At 44.5% G+C, this 26267-nt stretch carries 25 protein-coding genes; 1 reads left to right on the top strand and 24 read right to left on the bottom strand.

What is annotated here, in order from left to right; all coding sequences use genetic code 11:
- Window positions 1–214: 214 nt before the first annotated feature.
- The 15 genes from E4N69_RS05340 to E4N69_RS05270 all read right to left on the bottom strand — a co-directional run bounded on the left by E4N69_RS05340 (window position 215) and on the right by E4N69_RS05270 (window position 15837).
- Window positions 215–727 (bottom strand): CinA family protein, encoded by a 513-nt coding sequence (locus tag E4N69_RS05340; RefSeq protein WP_162663369.1) that lies wholly within the window; start codon window positions 725–727, stop codon window positions 215–217.
- Entirely contained in the window at window positions 727–1134 is a 408-nt protein-coding gene (locus E4N69_RS05335; protein ID WP_162663368.1) for a bactofilin family protein, read from the bottom strand. Before E4N69_RS05335 ends, E4N69_RS05340 begins: the two co-directional genes overlap by 1 nt.
- Window positions 1131–2768, bottom strand: a complete 1638-nt coding sequence (gene lnt / locus E4N69_RS05330) for an apolipoprotein N-acyltransferase (RefSeq protein WP_253824732.1) — start codon at window positions 2766–2768, stop codon at window positions 1131–1133. The genes E4N69_RS05335 and lnt overlap by 4 nt, the downstream gene beginning before the upstream one ends.
- Window positions 2755–3093 (bottom strand): HU family DNA-binding protein, encoded by a 339-nt coding sequence (locus tag E4N69_RS05325; protein ID WP_162663366.1) that lies wholly within the window; start codon window positions 3091–3093, stop codon window positions 2755–2757. The genes lnt and E4N69_RS05325 overlap by 14 nt, the downstream gene beginning before the upstream one ends.
- Before the next feature lie 2 nt (window positions 3094–3095).
- A complete protein-coding gene (locus tag E4N69_RS05320) occupies window positions 3096–3263 on the bottom strand; it encodes a hypothetical protein (RefSeq protein WP_162663365.1) in 168 nt (55 codons plus the stop codon).
- A gap of 108 nt (window positions 3264–3371) precedes the next feature.
- Window positions 3372–3644, bottom strand: coding sequence for a 30S ribosomal protein S20 (rpsT, locus tag E4N69_RS05315; protein ID WP_162663364.1), 273 nt, complete (start codon window positions 3642–3644; stop codon window positions 3372–3374).
- Between the two features lie 48 nt (window positions 3645–3692).
- Window positions 3693–4922: a RelA/SpoT domain-containing protein gene (locus tag E4N69_RS05310; protein ID WP_162663363.1), complete on the bottom strand. Its 1230-nt coding sequence runs from the start codon at window positions 4920–4922 to the stop codon at window positions 3693–3695.
- Window positions 4923–5001: 79 nt separating this feature from the next.
- Window positions 5002–6066 (bottom strand): flagellar filament outer layer protein FlaA, encoded by a 1065-nt coding sequence (locus tag E4N69_RS05305; RefSeq protein ID WP_162663362.1) that lies wholly within the window; start codon window positions 6064–6066, stop codon window positions 5002–5004.
- Window positions 6063–6617, bottom strand: coding sequence for a GerMN domain-containing protein (locus E4N69_RS05300; protein ID WP_162663361.1), 555 nt, complete (start codon window positions 6615–6617; stop codon window positions 6063–6065). The genes E4N69_RS05305 and E4N69_RS05300 overlap by 4 nt, the downstream gene beginning before the upstream one ends.
- Window positions 6618–6629: 12 nt before the next feature.
- Window positions 6630–7664 (bottom strand): N-acetylmuramoyl-L-alanine amidase, encoded by a 1035-nt coding sequence (locus E4N69_RS05295; protein WP_162664756.1) that lies wholly within the window; start codon window positions 7662–7664, stop codon window positions 6630–6632.
- Window positions 7645–9495, bottom strand: a complete 1851-nt coding sequence (locus tag E4N69_RS05290; RefSeq protein WP_253824731.1) for an ATP-grasp domain-containing protein — start codon at window positions 9493–9495, stop codon at window positions 7645–7647. The genes E4N69_RS05295 and E4N69_RS05290 overlap by 20 nt, the downstream gene beginning before the upstream one ends.
- Window positions 9488–12223 carry a cytidylyltransferase domain-containing protein gene (locus E4N69_RS05285; protein WP_253824730.1) on the bottom strand — a complete coding sequence of 912 codons (2736 nt, stop codon included), beginning with the start codon at window positions 12221–12223 and terminating at the stop codon, window positions 9488–9490. Before E4N69_RS05285 ends, E4N69_RS05290 begins: the two co-directional genes overlap by 8 nt.
- A complete protein-coding gene (locus E4N69_RS05280; RefSeq protein WP_162663358.1) occupies window positions 12220–13185 on the bottom strand; it encodes a glycosyltransferase family protein in 966 nt (321 codons plus the stop codon). The genes E4N69_RS05285 and E4N69_RS05280 overlap by 4 nt, the downstream gene beginning before the upstream one ends.
- Window positions 13157–14725, bottom strand: a complete 1569-nt coding sequence (locus E4N69_RS05275) for a spiro-SPASM protein (RefSeq protein WP_253824729.1) — start codon at window positions 14723–14725, stop codon at window positions 13157–13159. The genes E4N69_RS05280 and E4N69_RS05275 overlap by 29 nt, the downstream gene beginning before the upstream one ends.
- 89 nt (window positions 14726–14814) lie before the next feature.
- Complete coding sequence (locus E4N69_RS05270) at window positions 14815–15837, bottom strand: GerMN domain-containing protein (RefSeq protein ID WP_253824728.1); 1023 nt, start codon at window positions 15835–15837, stop codon at window positions 14815–14817.
- A 160-nt stretch (window positions 15838–15997) separates the two neighbouring features.
- On the opposite strand from E4N69_RS05270, the gene E4N69_RS05265 reads away from it, so the two are divergent.
- Window positions 15998–16717: a helix-turn-helix domain-containing protein gene (locus E4N69_RS05265; protein WP_253824727.1), complete on the top strand. Its 720-nt coding sequence runs from the start codon at window positions 15998–16000 to the stop codon at window positions 16715–16717.
- A 97-nt stretch (window positions 16718–16814) separates the two neighbouring features.
- Here the strand turns inward: E4N69_RS05265 and E4N69_RS05260 are convergent, their stop codons facing one another.
- From E4N69_RS05260 to E4N69_RS05220, 9 genes are all read right to left on the bottom strand, one after another.
- Window positions 16815–17252, bottom strand: coding sequence for a response regulator (locus E4N69_RS05260; RefSeq protein ID WP_162663356.1), 438 nt, complete (start codon window positions 17250–17252; stop codon window positions 16815–16817).
- Between the two features lie 12 nt (window positions 17253–17264).
- Window positions 17265–17729: a chemotaxis protein CheX gene (locus tag E4N69_RS05255; protein WP_162663355.1), complete on the bottom strand. Its 465-nt coding sequence runs from the start codon at window positions 17727–17729 to the stop codon at window positions 17265–17267.
- A 169-nt stretch (window positions 17730–17898) separates the two neighbouring features.
- Window positions 17899–19236: a CheR family methyltransferase gene (locus E4N69_RS05250; protein WP_253824885.1), complete on the bottom strand. Its 1338-nt coding sequence runs from the start codon at window positions 19234–19236 to the stop codon at window positions 17899–17901.
- A gap of 17 nt (window positions 19237–19253) precedes the next feature.
- Window positions 19254–21677 (bottom strand): chemotaxis protein CheA, encoded by a 2424-nt coding sequence (locus E4N69_RS05245; RefSeq protein WP_253824726.1) that lies wholly within the window; start codon window positions 21675–21677, stop codon window positions 19254–19256.
- Window positions 21678–21813: 136 nt separating this feature from the next.
- Window positions 21814–22287: a glycine/sarcosine/betaine reductase complex selenoprotein A gene (grdA, locus tag E4N69_RS05240; RefSeq protein WP_162663353.1), complete on the bottom strand. Its 474-nt coding sequence runs from the start codon at window positions 22285–22287 to the stop codon at window positions 21814–21816.
- A 113-nt stretch (window positions 22288–22400) separates the two neighbouring features.
- Window positions 22401–22718 (bottom strand): thioredoxin TrxA, encoded by a 318-nt coding sequence (locus E4N69_RS05235; RefSeq protein ID WP_016524044.1) that lies wholly within the window; start codon window positions 22716–22718, stop codon window positions 22401–22403.
- Window positions 22719–22774: 56 nt separating this feature from the next.
- On the bottom strand, window positions 22775–23728 hold the full coding sequence (gene trxB / locus E4N69_RS05230; protein WP_253824725.1) for a thioredoxin-disulfide reductase: 954 nt from the start codon (window positions 23726–23728) through the stop codon (window positions 22775–22777).
- Between the two features lie 93 nt (window positions 23729–23821).
- Complete coding sequence (locus E4N69_RS05225) at window positions 23822–24412, bottom strand: hypothetical protein (RefSeq protein WP_253824724.1); 591 nt, start codon at window positions 24410–24412, stop codon at window positions 23822–23824.
- Window positions 24413–24554: 142 nt separating this feature from the next.
- The gene (locus E4N69_RS05220) at window positions 24555–25568 is read right to left on the bottom strand and encodes a leucine-rich repeat protein (protein WP_253824723.1); all 1014 of its coding nucleotides are present in this window, start codon (window positions 25566–25568) and stop codon (window positions 24555–24557) included.
- Between the last annotated feature and the right edge of the window lie 699 nt (window positions 25569–26267).

Below are 26267 nucleotides of genomic sequence, written 5' to 3'. Positions count from 1 at the left end.
TGTATTACAGGGATTTTTTTCTGTTTGGAATAGCTGCTGCCCGTAGGCACCCAAGTGTTTCCGTTTATTTCGCAATAAGGCTTTTTTAGATCATACAGGCCTACTGTGAAATTTGAAATGCCAAAGTCACTGCCGAGCATCATCGTTAGATTGCTCGGCAACTTTCTTATTGTATCTTGTTGCTTTTTATCTTGTCAAGAGTATCGCCATAACTTTATCGGTTTTGGCAATCTTCTTTCAGTCGCTGTAATAACATTTGCATTGCAGCAGTATAGGTCTGTTCACGGATAGCATCGCGCGTACCGCTAAACAGATACTTTTCAGAATACACACAAGCGGTATGTCCATTAGCCGCACAGGCGATACATACCGTGCCGACCGGCAGTTGCGGAGTACCTCCGGAAGGTCCCGCTAATCCGGTTACTGCAATTGCATAACCGCACTTGTTCAAGGAATCGGATGCAATCGCTAATGCGCCTTTCGCCATTGCAGTCGCTGTTTCTACACTTACCACGCCAAACCGTTCCAAGATTTCAGTAGAGACATTCAATAGCCGGCGCTTTGCCTCTGCCGAGTATGTAACCCAACCACCCCAGAAAACAGCGGAAGCTCCCGGTACATCCGTAATATATTTTGCAATCAAACCGCCGGTCAGCGATTCCGCCGTTACAAGGAAAAGATTTCTACGTTTTAGTTCGTCAAATATATAATGAATTTGCGGAAACATTAGCTACGCAGCTTTTGCTTGAGCTGTTCAGGATGCATGGAAAAAAGATTTCCGTCAACTCCGGCATTGTCCCGAATCATATGTACGGCACCTTCAAACGAAACGCCGTCTGCAATCTTAATGCGGGCAGCATGAACATCTCCATGCACAACACTGCCGACCTTCATCTCTATCTTATCGGCAGCCGTTAAAGAGCCGTACACGGTACCTTCAATAACGATCGAAGCAGCTCTGATATACTGAGTTTTACAAACCGCACCTTTTTCTATCAATAAGAACCCTTGCGCATCTATAGCGCCCGAAAAAGTACCTTGGATATGCAAGTCTTCACTAAATTTCAAAAAACCGTCAAAAACCGTCTCTTTTCCTAAAACGGTTAGTTTTTTTTCTTTATCGATTTTTTTCATGCAGTTTTCCTAGAATTAAGTATAGTCCGTACTGAACCGATAATCAAGAGGCACCCAGCCGTTATTGCTGCTATAAGCCCAAAAATATCACCCCACAGCATATACCATGTATTCGACCTTGCTGTAAACACCGGAATATCAACGCACAGATACCCTTCGATGAACGGCTTTAGCATCGCAGTAATATGCCCATGCGGACTAATTGCCGCCGTTTGCCCCGATGCAGTTGCCCGCACCATCGGCAAGCGCGTTTCTACAGCTCGAAACACGCTCATACTTAAATGCTGATATTGGCAGGCAACGCTTTTTGCCCATGCATCATTCGACATATTGACAAATAACTTCGCCCCATGACGTGCAAAACGCCGTGTGATGTACCCGAACGTATCTTCAAAGCAAATCGGAACGGAAAACTCCAATCCATTCACCGAAAAAACCGTCGCTTCGAGTCCTTTCTCCCAAAAATGAGTATCATTCGCAACTAATGCGTCATAGATAGCCGGAAAAGCTTTTTTATATGGAAAATGCTCGGTAAAAGGCACTAAATGCATCTTCCGATATCGTTCGGGGTTTGGGGGCAATACATTCTCCTTAGGACAAAATAGCAAAGCAGCATTATAGTCGAGCCGCTCTTCTACGCCCGTATCGGTTACCGCTTTTACCGCATCATCATTTCCGATTAAAAACGGCACCGACTGTTCGTCTAAATAGGTTAAAAGCTCATGCACCAACTCAAAAGTATTTCGATCTTCACGGTACCGATAGTGCCAATCGATACGGGGTATAAAAGCGGTTTCCGGCCATACGACCAGTGCAAGGTTTGGATCGCCGGCAATAGCCTGATCAGAAAGTTTCTTAAGCGTTTTAAAATCTCTTTTATATGACTCAACTCCTCCTACCCATGGATCGGAGTTCGACTGAATAAGCGCAATACGAGCAGTCGGCAAGTCTTTATAATCACGTTGAATGGACAAACCGAAAATCAATGCTGCAACAAAACAAAGACACCACATCAAAGCGGGGATGCGTTCTTTATAAGCAAATGCGCGAAGCCCATGCAGCCAATTCCGAACAGGCTTCTTACAATGAGTTTTTATTCCGGCAGCTATCCATGCAGAAGGGAAGCATACCAGTGCAGAAACTCCCCATACGCCAAAAATTGAGGCAATCTGAATAAGTGGGATAAATCGCCACTGCGAATACCCTATCAAACCATAAGAGAAACCAAGGAAGCCAAGCGTTTTAATATACTCGTATCCGATCCAGATTAACCATTGCACGATAAAACCATATCGAGGAAAATAGATATCGGCTAATTTAAGCAGTGGAATCGTTAGCATATAGTAAAAAAAGTATTCCAGTGCAACAATATACATTGCAAGCGGGTGGAACCCCCACAGCCAATAACTAAAAATACAATAATTAAACACCCCGTAAATTCCACCCCATAAAAAAGAAGAAAGGAATGAAATTCTACGAACTAAAATAAAAAGAGGAACAAAAATAAAATATGCGAGAAACGGCAACCCGGTCGAAACTAAAAACCCGGGCTGCGAAAAAGCAAAAAGAGCAGAAGAGCTTATGAGCAGAGCGACGTTAACACCCCAATAAGCAAGCTTCCTACTTCTCTGCATCCGGAGAGTCCTTCTCCACAATAGGTCGTACAGCTGCACTCAATATTTTTCCCGGACGAAATACGACAACTGAATGATCCTCCGTATTCACCAATTCACCTGTTTTAGGATTTCGCATACCTTTTCGCCCCTTACGAAATTGCACTGAAAACGTACCGAAGCCACGAATTTCTATTGTTTCACCGCGTCGCAGCGCTTGAAACATTTCCGAAAAAAACAAATCGCTTACGGAGTGAATGTCCTTCAGCATGTGATCTGTTTTTTTATAAATTGCATCAACAATACTTGTTTTTGTTTGTTTAATTATTTGCTTATGTTTACTCATCTTTAACCTTCCAGACGGAATACGAAACTATCTATAAGTGCCCTTAATGCAGCGACACGAACATTCAATAATATCACAAGAAAGTCAGTCGGCTGTTGCGCTAAAAAGGCAAAAGCGTAAGGAGATTCCATTTTTATCATATTATCCCTTAAAATTAAAAAATCATACATTAGCGATTCTCTAGCCGATATAAAAACACAAAAGCTACGGCTCTCCACTATTTGATTCATAAAATCGGAGAAAAGATAAGGGATAATTAAAATGTAAAGGTAAATACGCTATTTTTGTGAAAAAGTTACATTATACAACTTTTGCATACGAGACTTTTTTCGCGCAGCAGCATTTTTTGTAATAATTCCTTTCCGAGCGGCGCTATCAAGCTGATGCGCAAGCTCCTTTAATAACGTCACAGCGGATTCAGCATTTTTTTCAATAACAGCAAGTGTATATTTTTTAGCGCATGTTCGTGCCGCCGACTTCACCGATTTATTATGGATACGGCGTACTTCACTCTGTTTATGACGTTTTATAGCGGATGCATTATTTGCCATTTATAAACCTCCAATAAAATTGTTAGCAATCAATACAGGGTTGTAATATTAAACCATATCGATCTTTTTTGCAATAGCTGCCCGTAATTTCTTTTCTTCTTCCGCAGAGAGCCCGAGTGCAGCGGCATTGTCAAGGTCATGTAAAGCCAAGATAAGCTGATCCTCTTGAAAATAAGCCAAAGCACGCCTAAAATATACATGCGCCTGATATCCGTTTATTTCAAGAGACTTGTTAAACATTGTGATGGCCTCGGAATTTTTATTCATCATCATCAATACGATTCCGGCATAGTAGTAAGAGCGGAAATTTTTAGGATTTTCATTCAGACTGGCAGAAAAATCTTTATATGCATCTTCGTAGGCACCTTGTGCAAAAAAAGCCATACCGCGATGCTTATAGACAATCGAAGCTACCAGCGCATTCGGTTTTTGATTTAATATTTTAGTATACAGTGTTTCTGCCGTTTGAAAATCTCCATTGTTATGAGCCTTGATAGCATAAAAAATCATAGTATCAATTGTTTCCAAAGAGGAAGTATTCGATGAATTCATACCGGATTTTTCTTCAGCTCCCGAATGATCACCGAGTAAACCATCTGTAAATTCGTCGGCACGCAAATAAAACTGTTCACGCCGCCTATCAAGTTCCATATTCAAACTGGTCTGTGCATCTCTAATTTCTTGAAAGAGTATATCTGCGAGACTAAGACTTGCATTAATTGAGGCAAACTTTCGCTTAAGAGGAAAATCAAAAGGAGAAAATTCAAATTTATAAATCAGCTCATGCTCAACTTCAGCCCATGCATCTTGTAAAATTGTTCTAATTTGGACTTCAAAGATTAAATTTTCCGGCAGCAGTAATCCCACCTTAAAGCTTTCAGGGATGTCCGCTAAAATATGAGTAGACTCATAGCCGAATTCACAAAAAGTACGATCCGCTCCTTTTCGTTCCACCTCTCTGACAGTAAAATTTTTTATAAGGATATTTTCAACTTCACTAAGATTCTGTAAAAAAGGACATACAATTCGGATACCAATTAAATCAGTTACAAGAGGAAATCGAATTGCTGGATCGGTAGGGGGGAATTTTAATAATTTTTTGTAATAACTGTCAAAACTCTTTACACGTGTTTTATAAGTGAGCAGTGCAGATACTTTAACGGTTGCTCGCAAATGATCTTCAAGACGTTTTAATAATACGGTAAAATGTGCATGGAATTCGTTATATTGGCTTTTTAATTGGTTTTTATCGGGTATCCACACAGTATTAAATGCCATAACCAAATTCAGAACAAAAAAAATAGGCGGTACTTACTTATAGATAAACACCGCCTATTTTATCATTAACTTAAATCAGCTATTGATTCGTATTTCCAGCCGTCGCAGCAGCAGAACCTTCAGAAGGTGTGAACCCTGCTTCGGTTGCCATCTTCTCCTGCTCCAAGAAGCGAAGAACCTGTGTTTGGCCAAAACGAGACATCTCAAGCTGCATGCGTTCGTTGTTCATCTTTGTCTGGATGCCCCAGATATTTTCATCAGCAAAATCGCGTACAGTATTCAATACAGCTTTATCATAGATAAGCTTAACATCTTTGAAGTAACCTACAAACGTCCCACCTTCATGCGCGGCGTCACGAGTAACCAAGAAGCCTGCAAAGCTGCTATACGGAAGTGAGGTAGGATAAGCAGGATAGATGCGGGTTTCGCGACTGCGTACATCGGTCAAATAAGCAGGGTTATTCCACACAAGCTCTTTCCAGCCGTCAAACAGCAGATATCCCATGAAATAGCGTTTTACTTCATTCTTTTCATTGCGAATGAGTACATACAGCCCGTGAGGAAAGTTCATACCATAGGTATTAACCGCAATAGACTTAATGACACCGGTATTACGAACAACGCCGTATCCGTCTTCAAAGCGTCCCTTCCCAGAAGCTTTTTCTTCGTCAGTCGGCTCTTGAATATTTCCTTGTTCATCAACCTGTGAAAGCGGTTCATAGACGGGTATATCAAAAGTCGGTTCAATCGTCGCACTTGCATTATGTGCCCACAGAGGAAACTCAATGCGGACACCCATTAAGGTTTGACCTGCAAAGTTTTTTGCTTCATCACTGACTTTTGCTTCGGTAGCATGAGAAACTGCAACCGCAGTCGGATTGCGAGAAGATGAGTTCAAAACCACTTCCCACTGACCGATAGCCAAAGATGTTCTCATCAGAGCCTTCTGCTCATCGGTGTAGGTAGAACCTGCGACGGTAGCATAGTCCATAACCGTTTTGCGGTTCTGAGTCATAGCACCATTCTTATCCGCAAGGATATCTGCGTTCAATAACGCAAAGTCAACCAAAATTGCTTCTTCAGCAACCGCAAATGCACCGATAAAGAGAAGTGCAATTGCTACAAGTATGCTTGTTCTTTTCATTCAAAAGCTCCTTTTCCATTGTTAAGAATGCCCTGTTGAGAATAAGTATACGAAAGATACTTATTCTTGTCAACTCTTTTATTATCGGTTGAAATACGATAATTTTTTACATAGGCAGGCATACCATCAATATAAAAATAAACGGTATTGATACTTTTACAGTTTACCGCGATATTTTTTCGTAACAAACTATAAACGGTATAAAAGTCGGGAGTTTTAACGCTCGGCGTTAGAACTTGGGCAGGGAAATCGATATATAATGCATTATCACGCACAAAACAACTACGGGGGAGTAATTCGGGATCGGAAAAGCGTAAAAAGCGGTGATCGGCAGGACCAAGCAGCAGTTCATTCACCAACAACACGGCAAACTCCGATTCGGGATGCTGCGGTAAATACCTTTCTTCAATACCGATACCACCATCACTTTGGGGAAAATACAGAAGAGCACGCTCAAGTTTAGGGCTCGCCATATACGATAAAAACAATATTCCGGCGATTACACTGAGCAACGACCAGCATATCAGCCTCTGCTTTGTAAAAAAACTCATCTCATACCTTACCTATTGACCCTCGAAGCGAGAGATAAATGCAGTGAGGCCATTATATATTCCCTGTGCGCATTTTTGCAAGTAGGAAGGAGTATTCAACCGTTTCGCTTCTTCGGGGTTTGTTACAAAGCCCAGCTCGATGAGCACGCTCGGCATCTTTGCATTCCGTACCACAAACCATTCCTTTTCTTTTAAACCGCGGTTTTTACTCTCTTTACCGATCTGCGCTTCCAATCCGTCTGAAATATTTTTTGCGATTAAAATACTCTCGGTAGAGAATTCTTCTTCAAGCATTATATTTAAAATATGTGCAATCTCTCTTGATGCTGTATTTTTATCGATTAAATTGCGCCGATAGTCGGTAGGTAAATACCAGATCTCAAAACCGTAAGGTTTCTTATTAAACGGAGAAGCATTTGCGTGGATTGAAATATAGAGGATGGCTTCATTTTTCTTGAGTAATACTTTATTTGCCATCTCAACCCGTTCCTCTAAACTGGGATACGTGTCATCCGAACGAGTTAGAAGAATTTTTTTATCGGGATAAGTCTTGCGTAACATATCATAGAGGGAAAGTGAAACGCTTAATGCAATGTTTTTCTCATAAACGGGGATAGTTTTACCGTTTTCGACATAAGAGCCGGTCGTGCCGGGATCTTTTCCTCCGTGTCCGGGATCAATGAGGATCGCACCGACACGGAAAAATGAGCCGATGTCGAACTGTTTAAAAAAAGTCTCCAGCTGCGTAAAGAGAGCTGCAGGAAGCTGCGGCTGAGCATTTGTTCCCATCAGAGGAGCTTGAGCGATTATCGTTTCACGATAGTCAAAAAACACAAGCGGCGTACCGATCCGGCACTGTGCCGTATGGTTCCCGACTGTAAACGTTATCTCCTGCGAAAGTGGATCCCATGTGAGGTCGGCGCCAAGCCTATCCGCCGTCTCAAGCGCAGAGACGTTTTTTTCCGCAGAGAACGCAGGAGCAACGCTCACGAGCAAAAGGAAAATAACAGTGGTAAAAAACTTGGCATTATACCTTTTCGCAGTCATACCGATAGAGTAAACCTTGTAGTCCGCCCCGGATAAGAGCTTTCCAATAGCCATTCTTCCGTTGTATGTCTAGTGAAGATGAGCCACGGCTTTTCCTCGAAGATAAAGCACTCACTGCACTCCTTTCCGGCGAACCGGAAATGCCCAGTATGGAAGCCAATCCCGGCTCCTCCTCAAGCGCTTGATGCAGCAATTCCCTCAGCGACCTGCCCTGCAGATCGCAGGCGGTACCAAGCGCTGCCGCTAAAAAGCAAGGCAGTACAAAGCCTTCTTTTTCTTCGTAAACGGCATCCGCGAGTAACCGGTCAAAAAAAGCGCTTGAAGCGGCTGAGGAACCTCCGCTGCGTTGCCCCTTACTAGCTGCCGCAGGAGCCGTGGCAAGAACCTCGACAGCGACCTTTGCAGCGGTCTCGGCGCCGGCGAGCGGTTCCGTAAATTGCAAAAAATTCGGTGGAAAGATCTGCTGTTCCGCCGGGAAATGCAGCTCCGCCAAGAAAGCATCGGTTTCCGCAACATGGGGTTTAAGCCGCAGTACGATTTTACGGCAGGCGGCTTCACTTGCCTGCACTGCTTCCCGGCGGCTCGGCGCAGCGCTTAATACATTGCCGCATTTTTCGACATTGTTTTGTGGAAACACCACTGTATCGCCTGCACCGGCACGGGGAAACACATCTTTGACGAAGGGCGCTGCGCGTGCGGCTTCCAAGCCGCTGACGGATGCCACCTGCCCGGGAATGGAAATCCATGCCCGCTCCGCAGACACAAGCGGACAGTTTTGCTTGAGCGGGATAACGAAAGAATCCTTCCCGCAGGTGTGCAGCCGAGGCGAACCGCCGAGCGCAAGGGTCAACGCCGCAGCTGTAATATCCAAACCGCAGCTGTACGGTACCGTCCAACCGGACATGTAACCGCCGGAAAGGCGGGCGGCGATCTCTCCGACAAAGGCCTTGCCGTTCCGCACCAAAATATCGCCCTTCACCGCCCCGTCGGTTAAGCCGAGCGCATGAACGCCGCGTTCAAACACTGATATAACCTCATCGGCAATGTCTTGCGTGCATTCCGACGGGATGGTATGCCCCATCTCGATAAAATACGGGGGAAAAAAGATATGCCGATCGGCAAGCGCGGTGATATACAGCCGCCCGCCGAAGATCAGCCCTTCAATCGAAAACTCACTTCCTTCTATGTATTCTTCGACAATGGCGCGCCCGCTCCGCGAATACTGCAATGCCGTAGCAGCCGCTTTCCGTAATTCCGAAAGATTTTTAACCAGCGAGCATCCGCGGGCGCCCATGTTGTCGACGGGCTTTACCACCAGCGGAAAACGCCCTGCAAGTTCGCCAAGCCGCCGTTCAAGTGTATCGGCTGTAGCTGCCCCTAGATCACTATACCGGACATTACCCCTTGCTTCTAAACGGTCAGCCGGAGCTGCAAGGTCGGCGGCGGTCAGCTCAATAAAAGCGGGAGACGGTACACCGGCCTTACGGAAGCATTCCCGCATCCGTACCTTATCCGTCGCATTGAGCGCCGCTTCAAGCGTGTGCCCGCGCAAACCGCAGGCAGCCGCAATAGCGGCAACTGCGGCGGAGAAATCCGTCGCGGCGGTAAACACCGCATCAAGTCCGCCGTTTTGCTGCAAATACCGCGCATAGTCGATAAGGCGCGCGGTATCTTTTAAATCGATGCATACGAACTCGTCGGCTTCCGCAGCGCACACCGCGGACGGATTTCCATCGGCTGCAACCACGGTGCAGCCGAGCGCGCGGGCAGCGCGTATCGCAACACCCTGCATAAAGCCTGCGCCGAGCATAAACACCCGTTTTTTAGTCATCAAACGCTCCCTGCTTTACCGCATAAATCTCCATACTGTCCCCCAACTTAAAGAGCTTACTGACCAACATCAATATATTCCAGCGGAAGCCACCTTTCCTTATCTTGGCAGCATGGGGGAACCGCTCCGGATGATGCCCGATAGATACGATCTTTTTTACGGTAAATCCATATTGTTCCAGCTGTTTTTTTACCTGCCATCTATCCCAGATGGTATAGTGATCGGTTGGGCTTTGCGCAAAAAAGAGTCGACGATTCCACCGGCCGGTAACGCCCGACAGCGCAGGCGTGGAAAAAGCAAAAATTCCACCTCCAATCAAAAGATCGGAGACCTTCTGCAGCACCGAATTCAAATCTTGAAAATGCTCAATAACGAACCACATCGTTACCGCAGAAAAACCGCCTGATTCCAGCGGAATACTGAGAGACTGGTTATGCTGTTCGGTAAATGTTTTTTCAACCGTAAAGGGAAACCGTGCCGGAAGTACGGGAAACGGAGCCTGACAAGCAGGAAGCTGGAGCGTCTTACAAACATAGTGCACAGCCTCCGCCGAAATATCGGTACCGACGGGATTCCAACCGGACTCCTTTGCAGCCGCAAGGAAGGGGCCGTAGGCACAACCCACATCGAGAATCCGCTTTGTCCCATGATGAAGCCCTTCAAAAAGCGACTCTTCCTTGCCGCCATTAAAGACCTTCGCATAGATCGCATTGATGATCGACATCCGCCGTAAACCTTGCCGTTTAATCGATTCAAAATCTTCAAGATAGGTCTTACCGTACTGAGCCTGATATTCTTCAAAAAAATACTGTTCGCTGTAGTCTTTTTTTTCTGCAGCGATAAATGACGGATAGTACATTCCGCAGACAGGACAGCGCGAAACGGTTTTATTTTCGGCTCTCCCTTCGGGAGGAAGCAAAGCCTGCTCGTCGCAGAGCGGACAGCGGTGAGCGGTTGCCGTAGAAAGCTTTAAGATAAAATCGGCAAGGCTTTTTTCTTTTGATTGCGGCGTAACGACGGACGGAATATCGATACCGGCCTTGAATAACGCTTTAAAACCCTGAGCGGATGGAATACCGGCAGGCATCGTTGAAAAGCCCGCATTAATGCCAAGTTGATAATGATATTCGGTCGGAGAGACAAGGATAACGGCACATCCCGCAGCGAGCGCTTCAAAGGCGGTAAAGCCGTAGTGCGTTACAATGATATCCCATTCGCAGAGCCTATCCCGCAGATTTTCCAAATAAGGATACACATAGAGATTCACCTTCTGCTGGGAATAGTTTTTTTCATTAGGCTCAACGACGGAAACCTCAGCGCCGAGCTCGGCAAACGTACGGGCAACCGGAAGTCCCATTTGAGCAGCATCTTCTCCGCCGCAGGCAACCAAAAGTTTTGCATTCTCAATCGGAAAAAAGTATTTTCCGTTCTTTTCATATTTTTTTAAAGCGCCGTCCCGCTTCCGCTTTTGAGGCAGCGCAATAAAACGCACTTCGGTAATATTCGAGCGAAGCGCTTCGCCCGATTCGGAGTGATCCGAAGTACGTGAAGAATGATCTATAGTATGTTTGGAGCGATCGACGGTACGGTTCGACGCGGAGTGCGCGGAACTTGAAGCCTTTGATGAATCCCTCGAAAGTTTCGATGCCGATACGTCAGATAACTCAATGGGATACGGCAATGTAGGGAGAATATCGATCAGATAGTCGGCGTATGCCCTCCCCTCCCCGCCTTCATCCAAGGCGACGACCGGCGCAATTTTTTTAAGCTGCCGCACCTCTTCGGCCTGTGTCCTAAAGTTATCGAGGATAAACACACATGCTTGCTCCGGAATTTCATTGACGGTTTCAATACTCCCCGCCTTCTTAATGATATCCTGTACAAATGAAGACGTAGATGAAGATCGAAGATACAGCACACAGCGCAGCTGAGGGGACAGCTCTTGTATCAAGCTACAGGCGCGGCGGAGATGTCCCGTCCCCTGCCCTTCCCGTACCGACGGAACAAAAACGGCAATTCTACCGGCATACCGGCAGGCCTTCATTACCGCGGACGAAGACGGGGGCATTGCGGTCTTTTCCCGTTGCAGATACTGCATCATCAATTCCGCACGGTTAAAATCCTCCTGTGTATCGACCGTTGTCCGCAAGTGCGGCGCATACCACTGCAGCGGAGCGGTTTCCTTTACACAGATAAAAGTGTCGGTATATCGATACAGCGCGGGACCGACATGTTCATGGTCATACGAGTCATTCGTAAGTTGCGCCGCAGTAAGAAGACTCTTTGCCTTTAAAATTTCGACACCGCTGCCGTGCGGGAGACCGGTGTAGGTAAAGTAATCCGGTTCTCCCAACTCGACAAACCGCTTAACGGAGGCCTCTGCCGCTTCGGTGAATAAAAAGGGATTGTCGGCTGTCGCACGGATAATCGTCGTAATGGGGCGAAGCGAGGATTCAAACTGCTTAACAACCGAACAAAAACGGCCAAGCACATCGGTCTCCGAACCGCTGATCAGGGTATAATGGTATTGCTCAGCAATCGGTGCAAACTCGGCTTTCGACGCATGATCGCAGGCGAGGATGTACCGTTCCGCAGGAATCTCCCGCATTGCTGCAAGTGTATAGGCAAGAAGCGGCTTACCGCAAAGGTTCAAAAGTGCCTTACGCGGCAGTCGTGAAGAATTGAGGCGAGCCTGCACAACAACGGCAACGCCTGAATAAACGCTCATATAAAAGGCTCCCAATGCTCTATTAGCGCACGAGCGGTGGTGGTAAACCGATCCTTATTCAGTTCAACCCATCGCCGCGCTTCAGAAAAATGCTGCCATGCATGCAGCGGATTTAAACCGGAGTTACGCAAATATCTCCAAAATAATTTGAAGGGAATCACAGCAGATCCGCCCGTCAGCTCCGGCGCAAGATTTTTGAGATAAAACTGCCGATATGAAGCATCGGTAGAGATATTTTCAGGCGGCGTTTCTCCCTCATAATGAATCCTGAAAGAAGTAAAGATACGGATTGCTTCACCCCAGAGGTGGGCGCGAAAACCGAAATCAAGGTTTTGCCAATAAGGATTCTGAATAGTATAATCGAAACCGCCGAGCTGCATACACTTATTTCTACTATATATTCCCATAAAATCATAGGGATAGATCGTTGCCGTCTTATTTTTGATACACGAGAACTGTTCGGTCGAAAACCGATTTCCGCTTAGGCTGGGAACCATTTGATTAGGCACCGCCTCTCCCCGTACATTCGCCAGCACGGGCGCTGCACACAGTAAATGCGCTTCCTTGATCTTCTCCAATACTCGATCGGTAAAGCTCCCCGGCGGAATACGCGTATCGTTCCAGAGCACCATAATATACGGCGCAACCGTTTCGGCAAAACCAAGATTGATCATCTCCCCGACGGTGAGCTTTTCTTGAGGCAATAAAAAGCGTACTTGCGGAAATTTAGTCGTCAGACTTTCCATATCGCCCGCATCAGGGCTTGACTCTATCGAAATAACGGATGTAAAGCCTTCCGCTAACAGCTGTTCAAAAAAGAAAGGGCGATAATACTTTCTACCCCGGTTCAAGACGATAACACAGAAATCTTCCGGCTTATTTTGTCCTCGATACTGCATACCGCCGATAATAGTATGTGAAACTTTCCGTTCATTAAAAGTTGTAGGTATAGTATTCGTCACAGTGTTCACATACCCCCTTATAGCATGATTGTATCTGCTCGCAATAGTAACGCCGGCCGTTTTCCCAAATCGTTTCGAGCGGCATCGTAAAAGCGTTCCCGAGTACCACCGAACGGTTAACATCTTCTTTACAGAGCGGAACGGTTCCATCCGTACAAATAGACATATCCCGTTTGAGGTGCCAACAAGGATGTCGTTGTAACGGAGAAATATCTGCAGGGCGCCGATCAGGGAGCGCTCCGCAGAGGTGATCGTATTTTTGAATAAGCGGCTTTGCTTCCCGTTTTTCCCACAACCGATAAAAAGGCTCCAATTCCGCTTCATTTTCATTCATACGCGTCATCTGTATCCACACTGCTTTAGGAAAAACGTTTGCCAACTGATCCGCAAATGTTACTGCCTGCTTTAAAGAGCGTTCAGCCTCCTCATCGGGAAGCTGATGAACTGCGCCGTACGTTTTCGATCCTGCCGCATCGATATCGACAATCCAATAAATCGGCAAGTGTCCGCCGCTCCTCGGCGGCACATCCCTGCAAACTTGAGCGAGTTGAGTAAAATACTCAAGATTATATGCCGTCTTATCCGCAATGCCGCTCGTTTCTATCAATACCGAAAGGTTTGGGTGGTTCAGTATCAGCGCTACAAGTGTTGCAAAGCGAGGATGCAGGAGCGGTTCCCCATAGAGCGACAGAGAAATCACTGCACTTTCGGAAAAAGCGGCAATCGCATCGATGAGCCGAGCGGCGGCTTCAAAGTCCATACAGCAAGAATCATCAAAGTTGTTAGGAAACAAGTTCGGACGATAAATAGAATGTAAAGGATGATAGGCGACTATTTCCATACCGTAATAGGCAGGCAGCGGCCGCAGGAATTCTTGCCGTTCGGCAATGTACGCAGCATAATTTTCCGCTGTGATACCGGTGAAATGTCGACATAAGAGCCATGAAGCCTTGGTATCGGCGTAAAAAGCAAGACGCAGGTGCCGCACATCATCAGGCGCAATCATCGTCTCCAAGTCGTAAGAGTTTATATCTTTTTTGACGGTATCAAACAGGAAAGAACGCCCAAGCGGCACCTCTGCCGCAAAAGGCAACGCTGCCAATATGGGCACAAGACCTGCCGCGACAATTTGCGGAAGAAGTCCTTCGGGATATCCATCTGCAAAGCTGTATTCCGCCTTATAAGTACAATGCTGAGTATAGAGCTGCGCCGCCCCTGCACTGTCTAAAAACGGAGCGTCCGCCCACGCAATAAAAATATGGTCGGCTTTCGCTGCAAAAGGGGTAAGCGCCTTAAAAAAAGCGGCGGCGGTAGATTCCGCAACCGGAACGACCCGCACCGGCGGTATATTGAGTTCATCACAGTATTTTTGAATTGCAGCGCATTGCTCCGCTGCTGCGGTTATAATGGTACCCGCATAATCGGGGAAACGGCTCGCACGATCCAGCGCGGACGCGAAAGCTGCACAACCGCCTTGAGTAAGCGGCCTCATCGCATAATCGGAAATACCGTTTGCCGCCAGCACAACAAAAGATTTCATACTCTCCAATATCGGCATAAAGTCCCCTTCGGTAAACCGCAAGGCATCTCCAAAGCTCCGGTTTTTAAAAGACGCACGGGGGATTCAAGTTAGAAAGAAGTACGCGAAAGCGGCGAGCCGATCCAAACGCCCTCTGCGCCAAGATACTCTTTTTTTTGTCCTTCAATCAGAAACTGTACCGATTTTACGGTTGAAAATTCAGTAGCGGTGAATACCACCTGCAAAAGCTGCGCCAGAGCCCCGTCGATACCATACTGATTAAACTGGAATTCTTCGCTCACATTGATAAAGGCGATGCCGTCCTTTACCCATGCGGAACGGAGCTTGGTATCGGGCGGAATAAGCGTCCGTACTCCTTGTTTTAACTCAGCTACAGTAGGAGCGGCAAAAAGAGCTTCGAGTGCATCGCTCATCGGCGCATCGGATTTAGGAAGTAATCGAGTTGCACTTTTCGGAACAAGCTTTCCGTCCGCATCTACCCGAACCCAGTATATGACAGCCTTTCTTACTGCCGCCGACCGGTTTTGAGCGGTTTCCGGCTTTGCCGATGGGCTTGATGGGGTTACAGTAGGTTTTTGAACCGGCGAAGAAGCGGGTGTTGATTGTTGTGCTGTCGTAGCAGTGCTGCGCTGCGACGAAGAATGTTCATCAGCCGGTTTTTGCGTTACCGAACCCGGCGCAGCTGTTTGTCCGCTGTTTTGTTGCGAATTGCCCCTGCTATTATTTTCAGGCTGAGGCTTTTTTATTTGCTCATTGTTACGGACATGTGAGCTTTCATTCCTTTGCGGTGCAGCCGACTCCGACTGTTTATCGTCGCTTTGCTGTTGTGAGGGAGCTTCGTTTTTTGCTTCTTGCTCGGGTTCCTTACTACCGTCTCCTTTTACAGGAGCGTTATCGCCACCCTCTTCTTTAGATTGAAGCCCAGGGATCGCCTGTGAAGCGTCTTGCGTTTTTTCGGTTTTATCTTTTAAGAATATACTTTTCGCATTTGTTTTTTCTAAAACAAAAGAAATCGTGTCTTTATTCAAGAAAAAAAGCACGGCAATCAATAAAATAAATACAATCCAAAAAAGACAACCGAGCGATATTTTTCTTTTTTTACGTTTTGCCATGAGATATATCATACGATACTTTACAGGCAGTATGCAAGACCTCTCTTATTCTGTGATATTTATTTGCTTCGCCTGATGCGTTTACCCGTCTACTAGAAAAATACGCGAAATTTTAGGCATAATTTTGCACAGCAAAAAAGCTTCGACAATTCTCCGATAAATGATTGAGCCATATCAATACTTAGCCGAAAATAAAAATATGAGAGTGCTTTTATATGATCAAGATATACAAAGAAATAAAAGTCTCCACCGGTATCTCGAAGATGCCAATATACAAGTTACGGCAGCCTATTGCTTAAAGGATTTTCTTTCAAAATTTGAAAAGCCATCGCTTAAAATTTTACTTATCGAACACAGCAGAATACAGCATTATAATATTGATATCGAAGCCCTACTTGAACAATTAGGCTTAACTTTTACCGTTATCGATTATACCGAAACGGAAACAACGTTCGATTTTTCCGTCCATTACCTATCATCATATTATTATTTTCCATTTACAACCGAAAAAGATAAGGAATTGATTAAAAAAGTAAAAAAGAGGCTTCGAAAGTATAAAAAGCAAAAAGAGAAATCTGCATCGCAAACAGAACATCAAGCTATCAATGCTTATTCTGCCAATGCGAGCAGCGTCAATCAAGTCATGGAACATTTTACAAAAAAACAAAGGCAACTAATTACAAGGTTATTAGAAAAGAAAGATGGAATAAACGTAGAAGAGATTATTGAATTATTAAATGCAAAAACAGTTAAGAATAGTCAGAACTATGCACAAACGCATATCTATAGGCTTAGAAATAAGCTTCATCGTTTACTAGGAAATAAATATATTATCTCCTATAAAGATCACACATACCAACTGCTTTGTATCCATAAATGATAACCATTGTAAGCAACCACTTTATACCACAAAAAACTGCAAAAACAATATCTTACCGTAGAAAGAGTTCAATCCACGGTAAGATCAAAAACTTTCACTATTTCGATAAAACGGCAGCGATGCGCTCAAGAACCTTTTTGCGATCGAGCGGTTTAACAATGTAGTTTTTTGCTCCAAGTAGCAGAGATTTCTTTACCAACTCTTCTTTTCCGAGTGCGCTAATCATAACAACCTTTGCATTCTTATCAAAAGCCATTATCTGTTCAAGAGCTGTAATACCGTCCATTTTGGGCATCGTAATATCCATTGTGACAAGGTCAACATTCGGACACAACTCTTTATATTTTTCGACACCTTCAAAACCATCGACAGCAGTTGCAATAACTTCGTAACCTTCACTGGTTAAAATCTGGCCGATCTGTTTGGAAACGAAAATAGAATCATCCACCACCAGAACTTTATAAGCTGAACCATCAGCTCTTACACCGCCCGGGGCACGTTCGTTAATAGACGGAAAATCTTGTTTAGAAATCATAGCCTACTCCTCTTAAGCTCTGTCGCGAATAGCAACGTTTATTTCAACTTTACCTTGCGCCGTTTCCATCGGTACAATCAGTGCTTCAATATCACTGCTCGATATTGACATATTATCACCGGTGAAAAGAGCAGGCGGGGTTAAATCGAATTTAAACCCGAGATCATGCAGTTTTGTCACTGCTTGTGCGGTAATGAGATTCGCAAGTTCCGTGATCGTCGCACGCCCCAGTTCATCAAATTCGGTGAACTCTTCTTGATTCATCGCCGATGCGATCTTTAATGCTGTTTCCGGGGTCATATCAAAAATAACCCGCCCTTCAACATCACCGGCCAAACCTACAATTGCCGCAACGCCCATCACAGGCATACAAGTAGATTTCAAATACAAGTCACCGCGTTTAATTTCACCGCCAAGTACTTGCACTAAGATGTTATAGGCAGCTTCACTAAACGGATTGATATACTCTACACGCATCAAAATCTCCTTTCGAAAAAAATTAAACGAACAATAACATCCGTTACGGTACGAGGTCCGTTTTCAGTTTGATACAAACTGCGCATGGCGACCGTTTATTCAACGATTGCCAGCCCTCTGTTTATCAATAATCGAAAATCTATATTGATTTTCGATTATCCGCTACAACCTACTCTCGCGAGAAAGTAGTTATATCCCCCATCACTTGCCGCATCCATCCGCTCTGTTTTGGCATCATTTCATTTGCACCTAAGATAACAACGCCGGTTGTTTTCAGCTTATCCCTGAATTCTTCCAATAAGATGCTTTGCTTTTCCGCTTTAATAAACGATAACACGTCTCGAGCGAGGATAAGGTCGACATCCGGCACCGTATTTTGATGCAAACAATCATGGTATTCAAACAAAATCATATCTTTTATTTCTTGGTTGAAGCTATATGAATCATTCACTCCTTTAACCAAATACGGCTTAAATCTATTAATCACCTGCTCTTCAGGAACAGTCAACATCGGCGCATTGGAAATAGCCAAAAGATCGGCATCATTTGCATAAATTCTAATGGTAGCACGCGGATATTTCTGCTTTAACAGGACGGCAAGACTGTATGTCTCGTATCCCGAATCGCAACCGACGTTCCAAACGGTAATAATTTTAGCATCATTATCGGGCAAGGCAGCCAATACCGAATTCATATACGCATCAGACCAAAAGCGCCGCGTATTAGGCGAAAGGAAGTTACTCAAAAACTCCCGAGCTTGATCTTCAGATTGTATTTGGATGCTCGAGGCAACGCGCATATCCCGCCATTCGTAATATCGCTTTTCCAGCCATGCACTATTGACGGGAGAAGGATAAAATTGACCGAGAGCAGCAAGCGTATCACCAATAAAGCGGATATCAAGCGCATCATTTGACTGAGCAACATCTGCTACACCGATCTTTGAAGAATCATCGGCTGGCAGAGCCTCACTTTCGACAACTGCTGCTTTTGTTTCCGTTACGGTACGGGAAGCGAAAATACGATCGACATCCAATAAAATATACAATTGTCCGGAATTTTCTACAACACCATAAATATATTTAATATTTATATCACCAAAAATAGGATGCGGCGGTTGAATAGTATTTTTTGAAACGCCGACTACTTTATCGATTCGATCAACGACGATACCAAAAGTTTGATCATCAACGTTAATGATAACCATACTCTCAATAGTATCTTTTGCGCGCTGCTTAATCGGAATATTGAAAAAAATACGTAAGTCAATAATTGGAATAATATCACCGCGAAGGTTATATACTCCAAGTACAAAAGGCGCAGTATTCGGTACATATGTGAAATTATTTGCCTTTGCAATCTCTTTTACTTTCATAATATCGATCGCATAATCTTTCTCTGCAAGGGAAAAAGTTATCATCTTAAAATCGATAATTGAAAGAGGTTCACTTACATACTCGTCTTGCAGTTCCTCATTTACACTTGTATTCAACTCGGTTTTTTCCATAGTCATTTAATCCCCTTTTACCAGATAGAAGCCTCGCGACGTTCACGAGCATGCATTTCTTGTTTTAATCCTAAATCAAGCAATTGCCCGACATCGATAATCAACGAAACTGACCCATCCCCCAAGATTGATGCACCGGCAATTCCCGGAGAATTGGTAAACTGATCTTTCAAAGGCTTAATAACGACATCTTCTTCACCAATGAGACTATCGACCATCAATCCGACTTTCTTTTCGGCGGTTCCGACAATAACGATATAGTGATGACCGTCATCACCCTTTTCTGCTGAAGGAACACCGAATAGTCTATTCAGACGCAACAAACTAATAACTTCATTACGCACATTAAATACTTCATAGCTGTCGATACGGTTAATTTCTTCACTGCGCACTCGATGGCTCTCAATAACGGAAGTAATCGGGATGGAATAAACTTCTTCGCCGACCCGTATCAACAAACCTTGGATAATAGCGAGTGTCAACGGGAGCTTTATTGTAAAGCGAGTTCCTCTATTTCTTTCCGAAACGACGGTAACAGTTCCGTTGAGTTTTTCGATATGCGTTTTAACAACATCCAGTCCGACGCCACGCCCTGAAACGCTTGAAATTGTCTTTGAGGTCGAAAAGCCCGGTGCAAAGATCAACTGATATGCTTCAACATCGGTGAGGTTCTTACCGGGATGCAAAAGACCTCGTTCAACAGCCTTTGCTTTTACAGCGTCAACATCGATACCCTTACCGTCATCGACAACTTCAATAACGATCATGTTACCTTCATTGCTCGCTCTAAGTAAAAGCGTCCCCTGCTCGGATTTACCCAATGCTTTCCGTTCTTCAGGAGTTTCAATACCATGATCCATAGAATTACGCACGCAGTGCATAATCGGATCGAGAAGGTCTTCGACAACCGACTTATCCAATTCAGTGTCTTCACCTTCAATTACCAATTGAATACTCTTATTTAATGTTTTTGAAAGATCCCGAACTACACGAGGGAAACGGCTGAAAATCTGACTAATAGGAACCATACGGATTTTCATAACGCCTTCCTGCAGTTCACCGGAAATACGGCCTAAATTCTGTGCGGAAGAACGAAATTTCGTAACTGAATACTTCATAGAGGTTTCGAACTGGCTAAAAAGCTCAAACATACCGGCATAATCTGCAGCCAGTTCTTTTTTAATTGTATTTAAATCTACCCCCTGCTGTATTTTTTCGAGGTAAGACGGAAACTTGTCCAAGAGCTTACGAATCCGGTCTTTATATTCACCGTTTGCATTTTGGAAGAGCGCATAAAGTTCATTAAACTCCATCGCACTTTGATTAAGTGAGGCTTTCGTAATAACCGTCTCGCTGACCAAATTAAGTAAATAGTCGATTCGTTTCGCATCAACGCGCAATACCGATCCCGATGAATGTGCAGCATTTGCAGCTGTAGCCGGAGATTTTTTCGGATGCTCCGCTTCTCCCGTTGCAACAGTAGCAGCTGCAGGCTCAGGCGTTTCATCCTTCGGTTTCGCATCAGCGGCAACAGACCGAGTTTCCGCAGCCGACGGATCGGAGGCAACATCAGCGTTTACACTTTTCGTTTTAGAAGCGCTACCCTCAGCACTGAAGGTTAACTCATCGATTTCTGCGTTAAGCGTTACATCGGGGATATTTGCGATCGACAACAAATCACTTTCACTTGCATCTGATGCAACATAATAAAGAACCTCGGGATGAAATTCATCTTCATAAAGGGCATCAAAATCAGGAATAGTTTTAAGCACCAATGCAGATTGCTTCAATGCAGCAAACACCTGAATACCACCGACAGTATTCATTAAACTTGATTCATCAAATTGTACGCGAATGGCATATACCTTGTTATCGGCTGGAACAGCCTCGCGTAACTCCAGTATTTCATACTCAGAAAGCAACGAGGCAGGATCTGCCGTATTTCCATTATTTGTTGGGGTAGTCTTTGCTTGAGGTTGCACAACCGGGTTGGAAGCAGCCTTCGACTGCGAAGCTTTTGCAGCATTTTTTTTATTTTCTTTGCCCTCAGGTATATTTGACCGCAATTTTGCTACCGTGGCTGATACATCCTGGTTGTATACTTCACCATTAGATCTTGCCGCAAGCATATCTTTGATTATATCCAAAGCATGCAGTAAAAGGTCAATAGTATCCTCTGTGACAGTAACCTTATTTGACCGAATAGCATCAAGTAAGTCTTCTACGGCATGAGTGAAACCGGATAATTCACTCATCTCAACAGTTGCAGAACCGCCTTTCAAAGTATGAGCCGCACGGAAAATCTCATCAATAGCTTCTTTATTGGTAGGATCCTGCTCAATAACAAGGATGTTACTTTCCAACTGCTCTACTTGCTGTTCTGCTTCACTAAAAAAGTCTTTCAACAACTCTTCATTATTGATATCCAGATAATCACTCATAACAATAATTCTAATTGCTTTTCAAGATTAGTCAAGGTCTCATATACGAATTTTATTCTAATTTAAGACTGAGGAAAGTTTACAAAAGCATATCGATCACCGGATCGTAATCGATATGCTTTTATTGTACTATTTTTTACTTTAGAAACTTACAGTATTTCTCACGATATTCTTTGACTTCTGCAATAATTGCGGGAACATCAAGAACCATTTCCATCATACTGATTTGTTCTTCATAGATCTTAGGATCTATTTGATTTTTAATTTCCGGTTCAACCACATGATAACACAAAAGTCCCAACGAGACTCCTGCCAACGGACCTGCAAAAGTAGGATCACCGTTTGTAACGGTTTCACAGGCAAGGCCTGACGATTCTGCTTCGGCACCGCCAAGAAGCACTACCGTGTTCTCGCAACCGTACTTTTCAGCTAAATCTTTAACCCGCTTTTGGTTTTCCAAGTCCATTGCGCCTGCGCTTGTTCAGACGAAGCATTCGGTTGCCGCATAAACAACTTCAGCGCCCGCCGACTCAGCACAAAGCTTTATGGCTTCCCCGGGAATGCCATCGCGGTCACCGATAATGATGACCTTTTTGCCTTTTAATTCCATAGCATATCCTCCAAGGAAATTGTAGAAATTTCTAAAAATCCGCTTGGATTTTTAGAAACACCCTATATCAGGAGATATTTCCCCGATATTTCATTATTAATAAGTCTAAACTCTTACAGATATTTTTGAAGCGTATCTTCAATCTGTTTGGCATTTAGCCCTTCGCCGGTCAGATGTTCTTTCTTTTCGCCGTCAACGTAAATAAGAATTGAAGGTAGACCGAGCACCTGCTCTTTCATTGCAACTCTGCGTCCGAGACCGATATCAAACGAACAGAACTTTACCTTCCCCGTATAGCGCTCTGCCATTGCATGAACATCAGGCATCAACTGCTTGCATGGCACACAAGACTGAGACCAGAAATCTACCAGCGTAACACCCTTTGATCCATGTACTTCTTGTTCAAATGAATCTTTCGTCAATTCAACCATTTTAGTCCTCCTATACGCCGCCGCTCAGTTTAACGTTGACAAGCGGGGTTCTTACATTATTTTGAAAGCTTTTGACGCGCTTTTATATCGTCGATATAGTTGCCTGCCCAAATTCCGGCGAGAGCGCCGTCCGCTGCTGCAGTAACCACCTGACGGGACTCTTTACGGATAACATCACCGGCGGCATAAATACCCGGCACATTGGTTTCCATTCGCCCGTTGGTAATAATATATCCCGCCTCATCAAGTTTCACCATATCCTTTACCAGTTCAGTCTCGGGATCATGCCCGATAAATATGAATAAACCTTCGGTTTTAAAATCGGAAATTTCTCCGGTTTTCGTATCCCGAAGTTTTAAGTGAGACACAAGTCCGTCGCCGCATACTTCATCTACAACAGCATTCCACTTAAAAGCCATCTTAGGATTGGCAAATGCTTTTTCCTGAATAGACTTAGCTGCCCGCAATTCATCACGGCGATGGATAATGGTTACCTTATCGGCAAACTTTGTCAAATACATTGCTTCTTCAACAGCCGCATCTCCGCCGCCGACAACGGCAATTTCACATTCTTCAAAGAATGCACCGTCGCACGTAGCGCAGTAGGAAACACCCTTTCCACTGAATTCCTTTTCACCTTTACACCCAAGAGTACGAGCGCCGGCGCCGGTTGCAATCAAAACGGCAAGACCTTCATAGTCGGTACCGTTGGTTCCATGCACGATATAATGGAGAGAGTCGCTGCTTTTCTCAAGCTTTTCAGCTCCCGTATTCACAAATACAACCCCGAATTTTTCAGCATGTTTACGGAAAGCTTCGCTCAAAGATGGACCGGTCGCATCGGGAAAGCCGGGATAGTTTTCGATTTCTTCGGTAATATAACACTGTCCGCCCGTATTCCGTTTTTGTTCCAAAACAACGGTTTTCAGCTTTGAACGCGCTGCATAAATTCCAGCAGCCATTCCCGCGGGACCGCCGCCGACAATTATCAAATCATATTTTTCGCTCATTGGTTCCCCCATGATTGCAGCAATTTATCACAAAAAATATCTTTTGGCTAGGTGCAATCAGGATAATCGCAGGAAACGCAGCAGGTAATTGTTTTACACCGATAGCTCTTGCGCGCTTTCAGGTGTGAGGCCTCTTTTATACGTGATATGCCCATTTTCTTTGACAATCCATGTCTTTACGGTATCTTTTGCCCACAGCTTAAAATCTTCTCTGAAGATACGGTCTATGTCCGTTTCATCTTTTGGGGAAAACGATAATGTGCTATAGTAATGCTCTACCGTTTCTTGCCATGTTTCTTTATCCACTTTTCGTGTGTCATGTATTGATTTATAAAATTCGGTCAGCGCCGCTTTATTCAGTCCGTCATAAATCAGTTTATAGTACACAGGATTGAGCAAAAAGCAAATTTTGCTTTCGTAACTATAAGCGCTGTACTGAGACTTATTCCATTCATATTTATTTGACAGTATTGCCTCTTTGTTTTTCCAAAGATCTTCACGAAACTCCTCTTTCTCCTCCGTTTCGACGGTGCGGCTGACGTGCCAATCTTTTCCAATCTGTTCTACGCACTTCTTAAACGCCCCTTTGTCGTTCTTTGCGATTGCATTTAAAAGCTCTGCGCGGAACACATGCTTTACTGCAACATTTGCTTCCTCTTCCAAACAAATCATTTCATCACTCATAAAAATACCCCTTTAATATTGTTCTCGCTTACAACGGCATATTAGCAGTACCGTTGTTGCGGTTATAGACAATCGCAGGGCAACCGCGTATCCCTATTTATTACGGTTCCCCTGCGATGTTTTTAGTTATATGTGCAGCGGATTATTCATCCTTTGCAAACCATTCCGCCTCTGCTTTCATCTTGTCTGCATTATCTTTATAGTCATCCAACGAATCCGCTGGAACTTTAATACTGCCTGTGCTTAAGCGGCTGCAGTCGTAAAACGCATAATGAAATTTACCATCAAGGTACTCGCATTTGAGCGTAACGGACGTCAGGCTTGTACAATCTTCAAAGCAGCTGTACATATCCGTAACACCATCAGGGATGTTCGGTACGTGCTCAAGCTTTGTACAGCCGTAAAAGCAGCTGTGCATATCCGTAACGCTATTAGGGATATTCGGTACGTGCTCAAGCTTTGTACAGCCTTTAAAGCAGCTGTACATATCCGTAACACTATTTGGAATATCGGATACTTGAACAAGACTTGTACAACCGTTAAAGCAACTGCTCATATCCGTAACGCCTGCTATTGCCCCGAATTTGAGCGCTACCTTTTTCTGTCTGTTGCTGTTCAGTATTTGCCCGAGCGGGCTTGCACTATCTCTAATGGAGTTTCCTGTTACGTCTGGCGCCGTAAGACCGGTTATCTCGATGTAATAGATACCATTGGTTTCAGGCTGTGCGGTGGTGAGATGGTTATGCAAGTCAGCGTATGCGACCGGCGTATATACTATAGGCTTAAACGTTACGTTTACTGTTGTGTTTGCTGTAACCTTCACCTTTGCGATTGCATCTCCCTGCTGTCCGTCTGCGGTAAGCGCCTTTGTAGGAGTTACCATCCACGTATCAACTCGATATCCGGGATTTGCAGTCGCGGTAAAGGTAATTTCGGCGCCTTTTGCTACCTTGCCCCCGGCAGGAATAACGGGACTTGCCGTTATAGAACCGTTTGCACCTGCACTCATCGTTATCGTGCAGCCGTCTGTAACCGGCGGTTGTACTTCGCCTCCGTTGCTTACATTCGGCTTACAGCCCAGTACCAAAGCAGCAACCATCAGCGCTGCCGCTGCCAAATTCAAAAATGTAGTATTCTTTTTATGTATGGTTTTCATACGTTTCTCCTTTAAGTTTCTAAAATTCATAATTAGGAAGAAAGAAAATCAGAATTATGCATTCATAATTCTGATTTGATTTCATCCGGTATCGAACCAAACCGCCTGCCGTGAATTGCGGGACAAGACGGAGTGGAATTTATAACTAATTATGAATTCATAATTCATAATTAATAATTGAGTGGGGACAAGATGTATTGCGGAATCTTTGGAATAGATAACGTACTTTGCGGTTTGTTTTTGCGTGTAAAGTGAGAAAAGATAGTAGTGTCTATGAAAAGTAGATAAAAAGTTATCTAAATAAAGTTCAAGCTGTGAGCTGTGAGCTGTGAGCTGTGAGCTGTGAGCTGTGAGCTGTGAGCTGTGAGCTGTGAGCTGTGAAAATTATGCCGCCGATTATGCGCGTGTCAAGCCCCTTTTGCAAATATGCGGGCATCTGCGTTGTCGCATCGCCAAAACTATACATCCTTGTATAGTTTTGACTGTGAGTTTCGGCAGCAGCCGAAACATCACTTCTGATATAAACCAGCGGCATCCGTGCCGCTGCTGAAAATGCTCGACGTATAAGAACCGCCAAGGATGGCGGTTGTTCCACGCTGTAACAAGTTTGCTTGCAAACTTGCAGCCCAAAAATGGACACGGATGTCCGTTTTTGGGCGTGTCTCCGCTTTATTTCGGCTAGGCTCCTAGCATCTGCTT

It is taken from the genome of Treponema sp. OMZ 906 (assembly GCF_024181185.1).
GTDB lineage: Bacteria > Spirochaetota > Spirochaetia > Treponematales > Treponemataceae > Treponema.
Note: the sequence above shows the minus strand (reverse complement) of the source record. Positions and strands in the feature narration are given on the sequence as shown.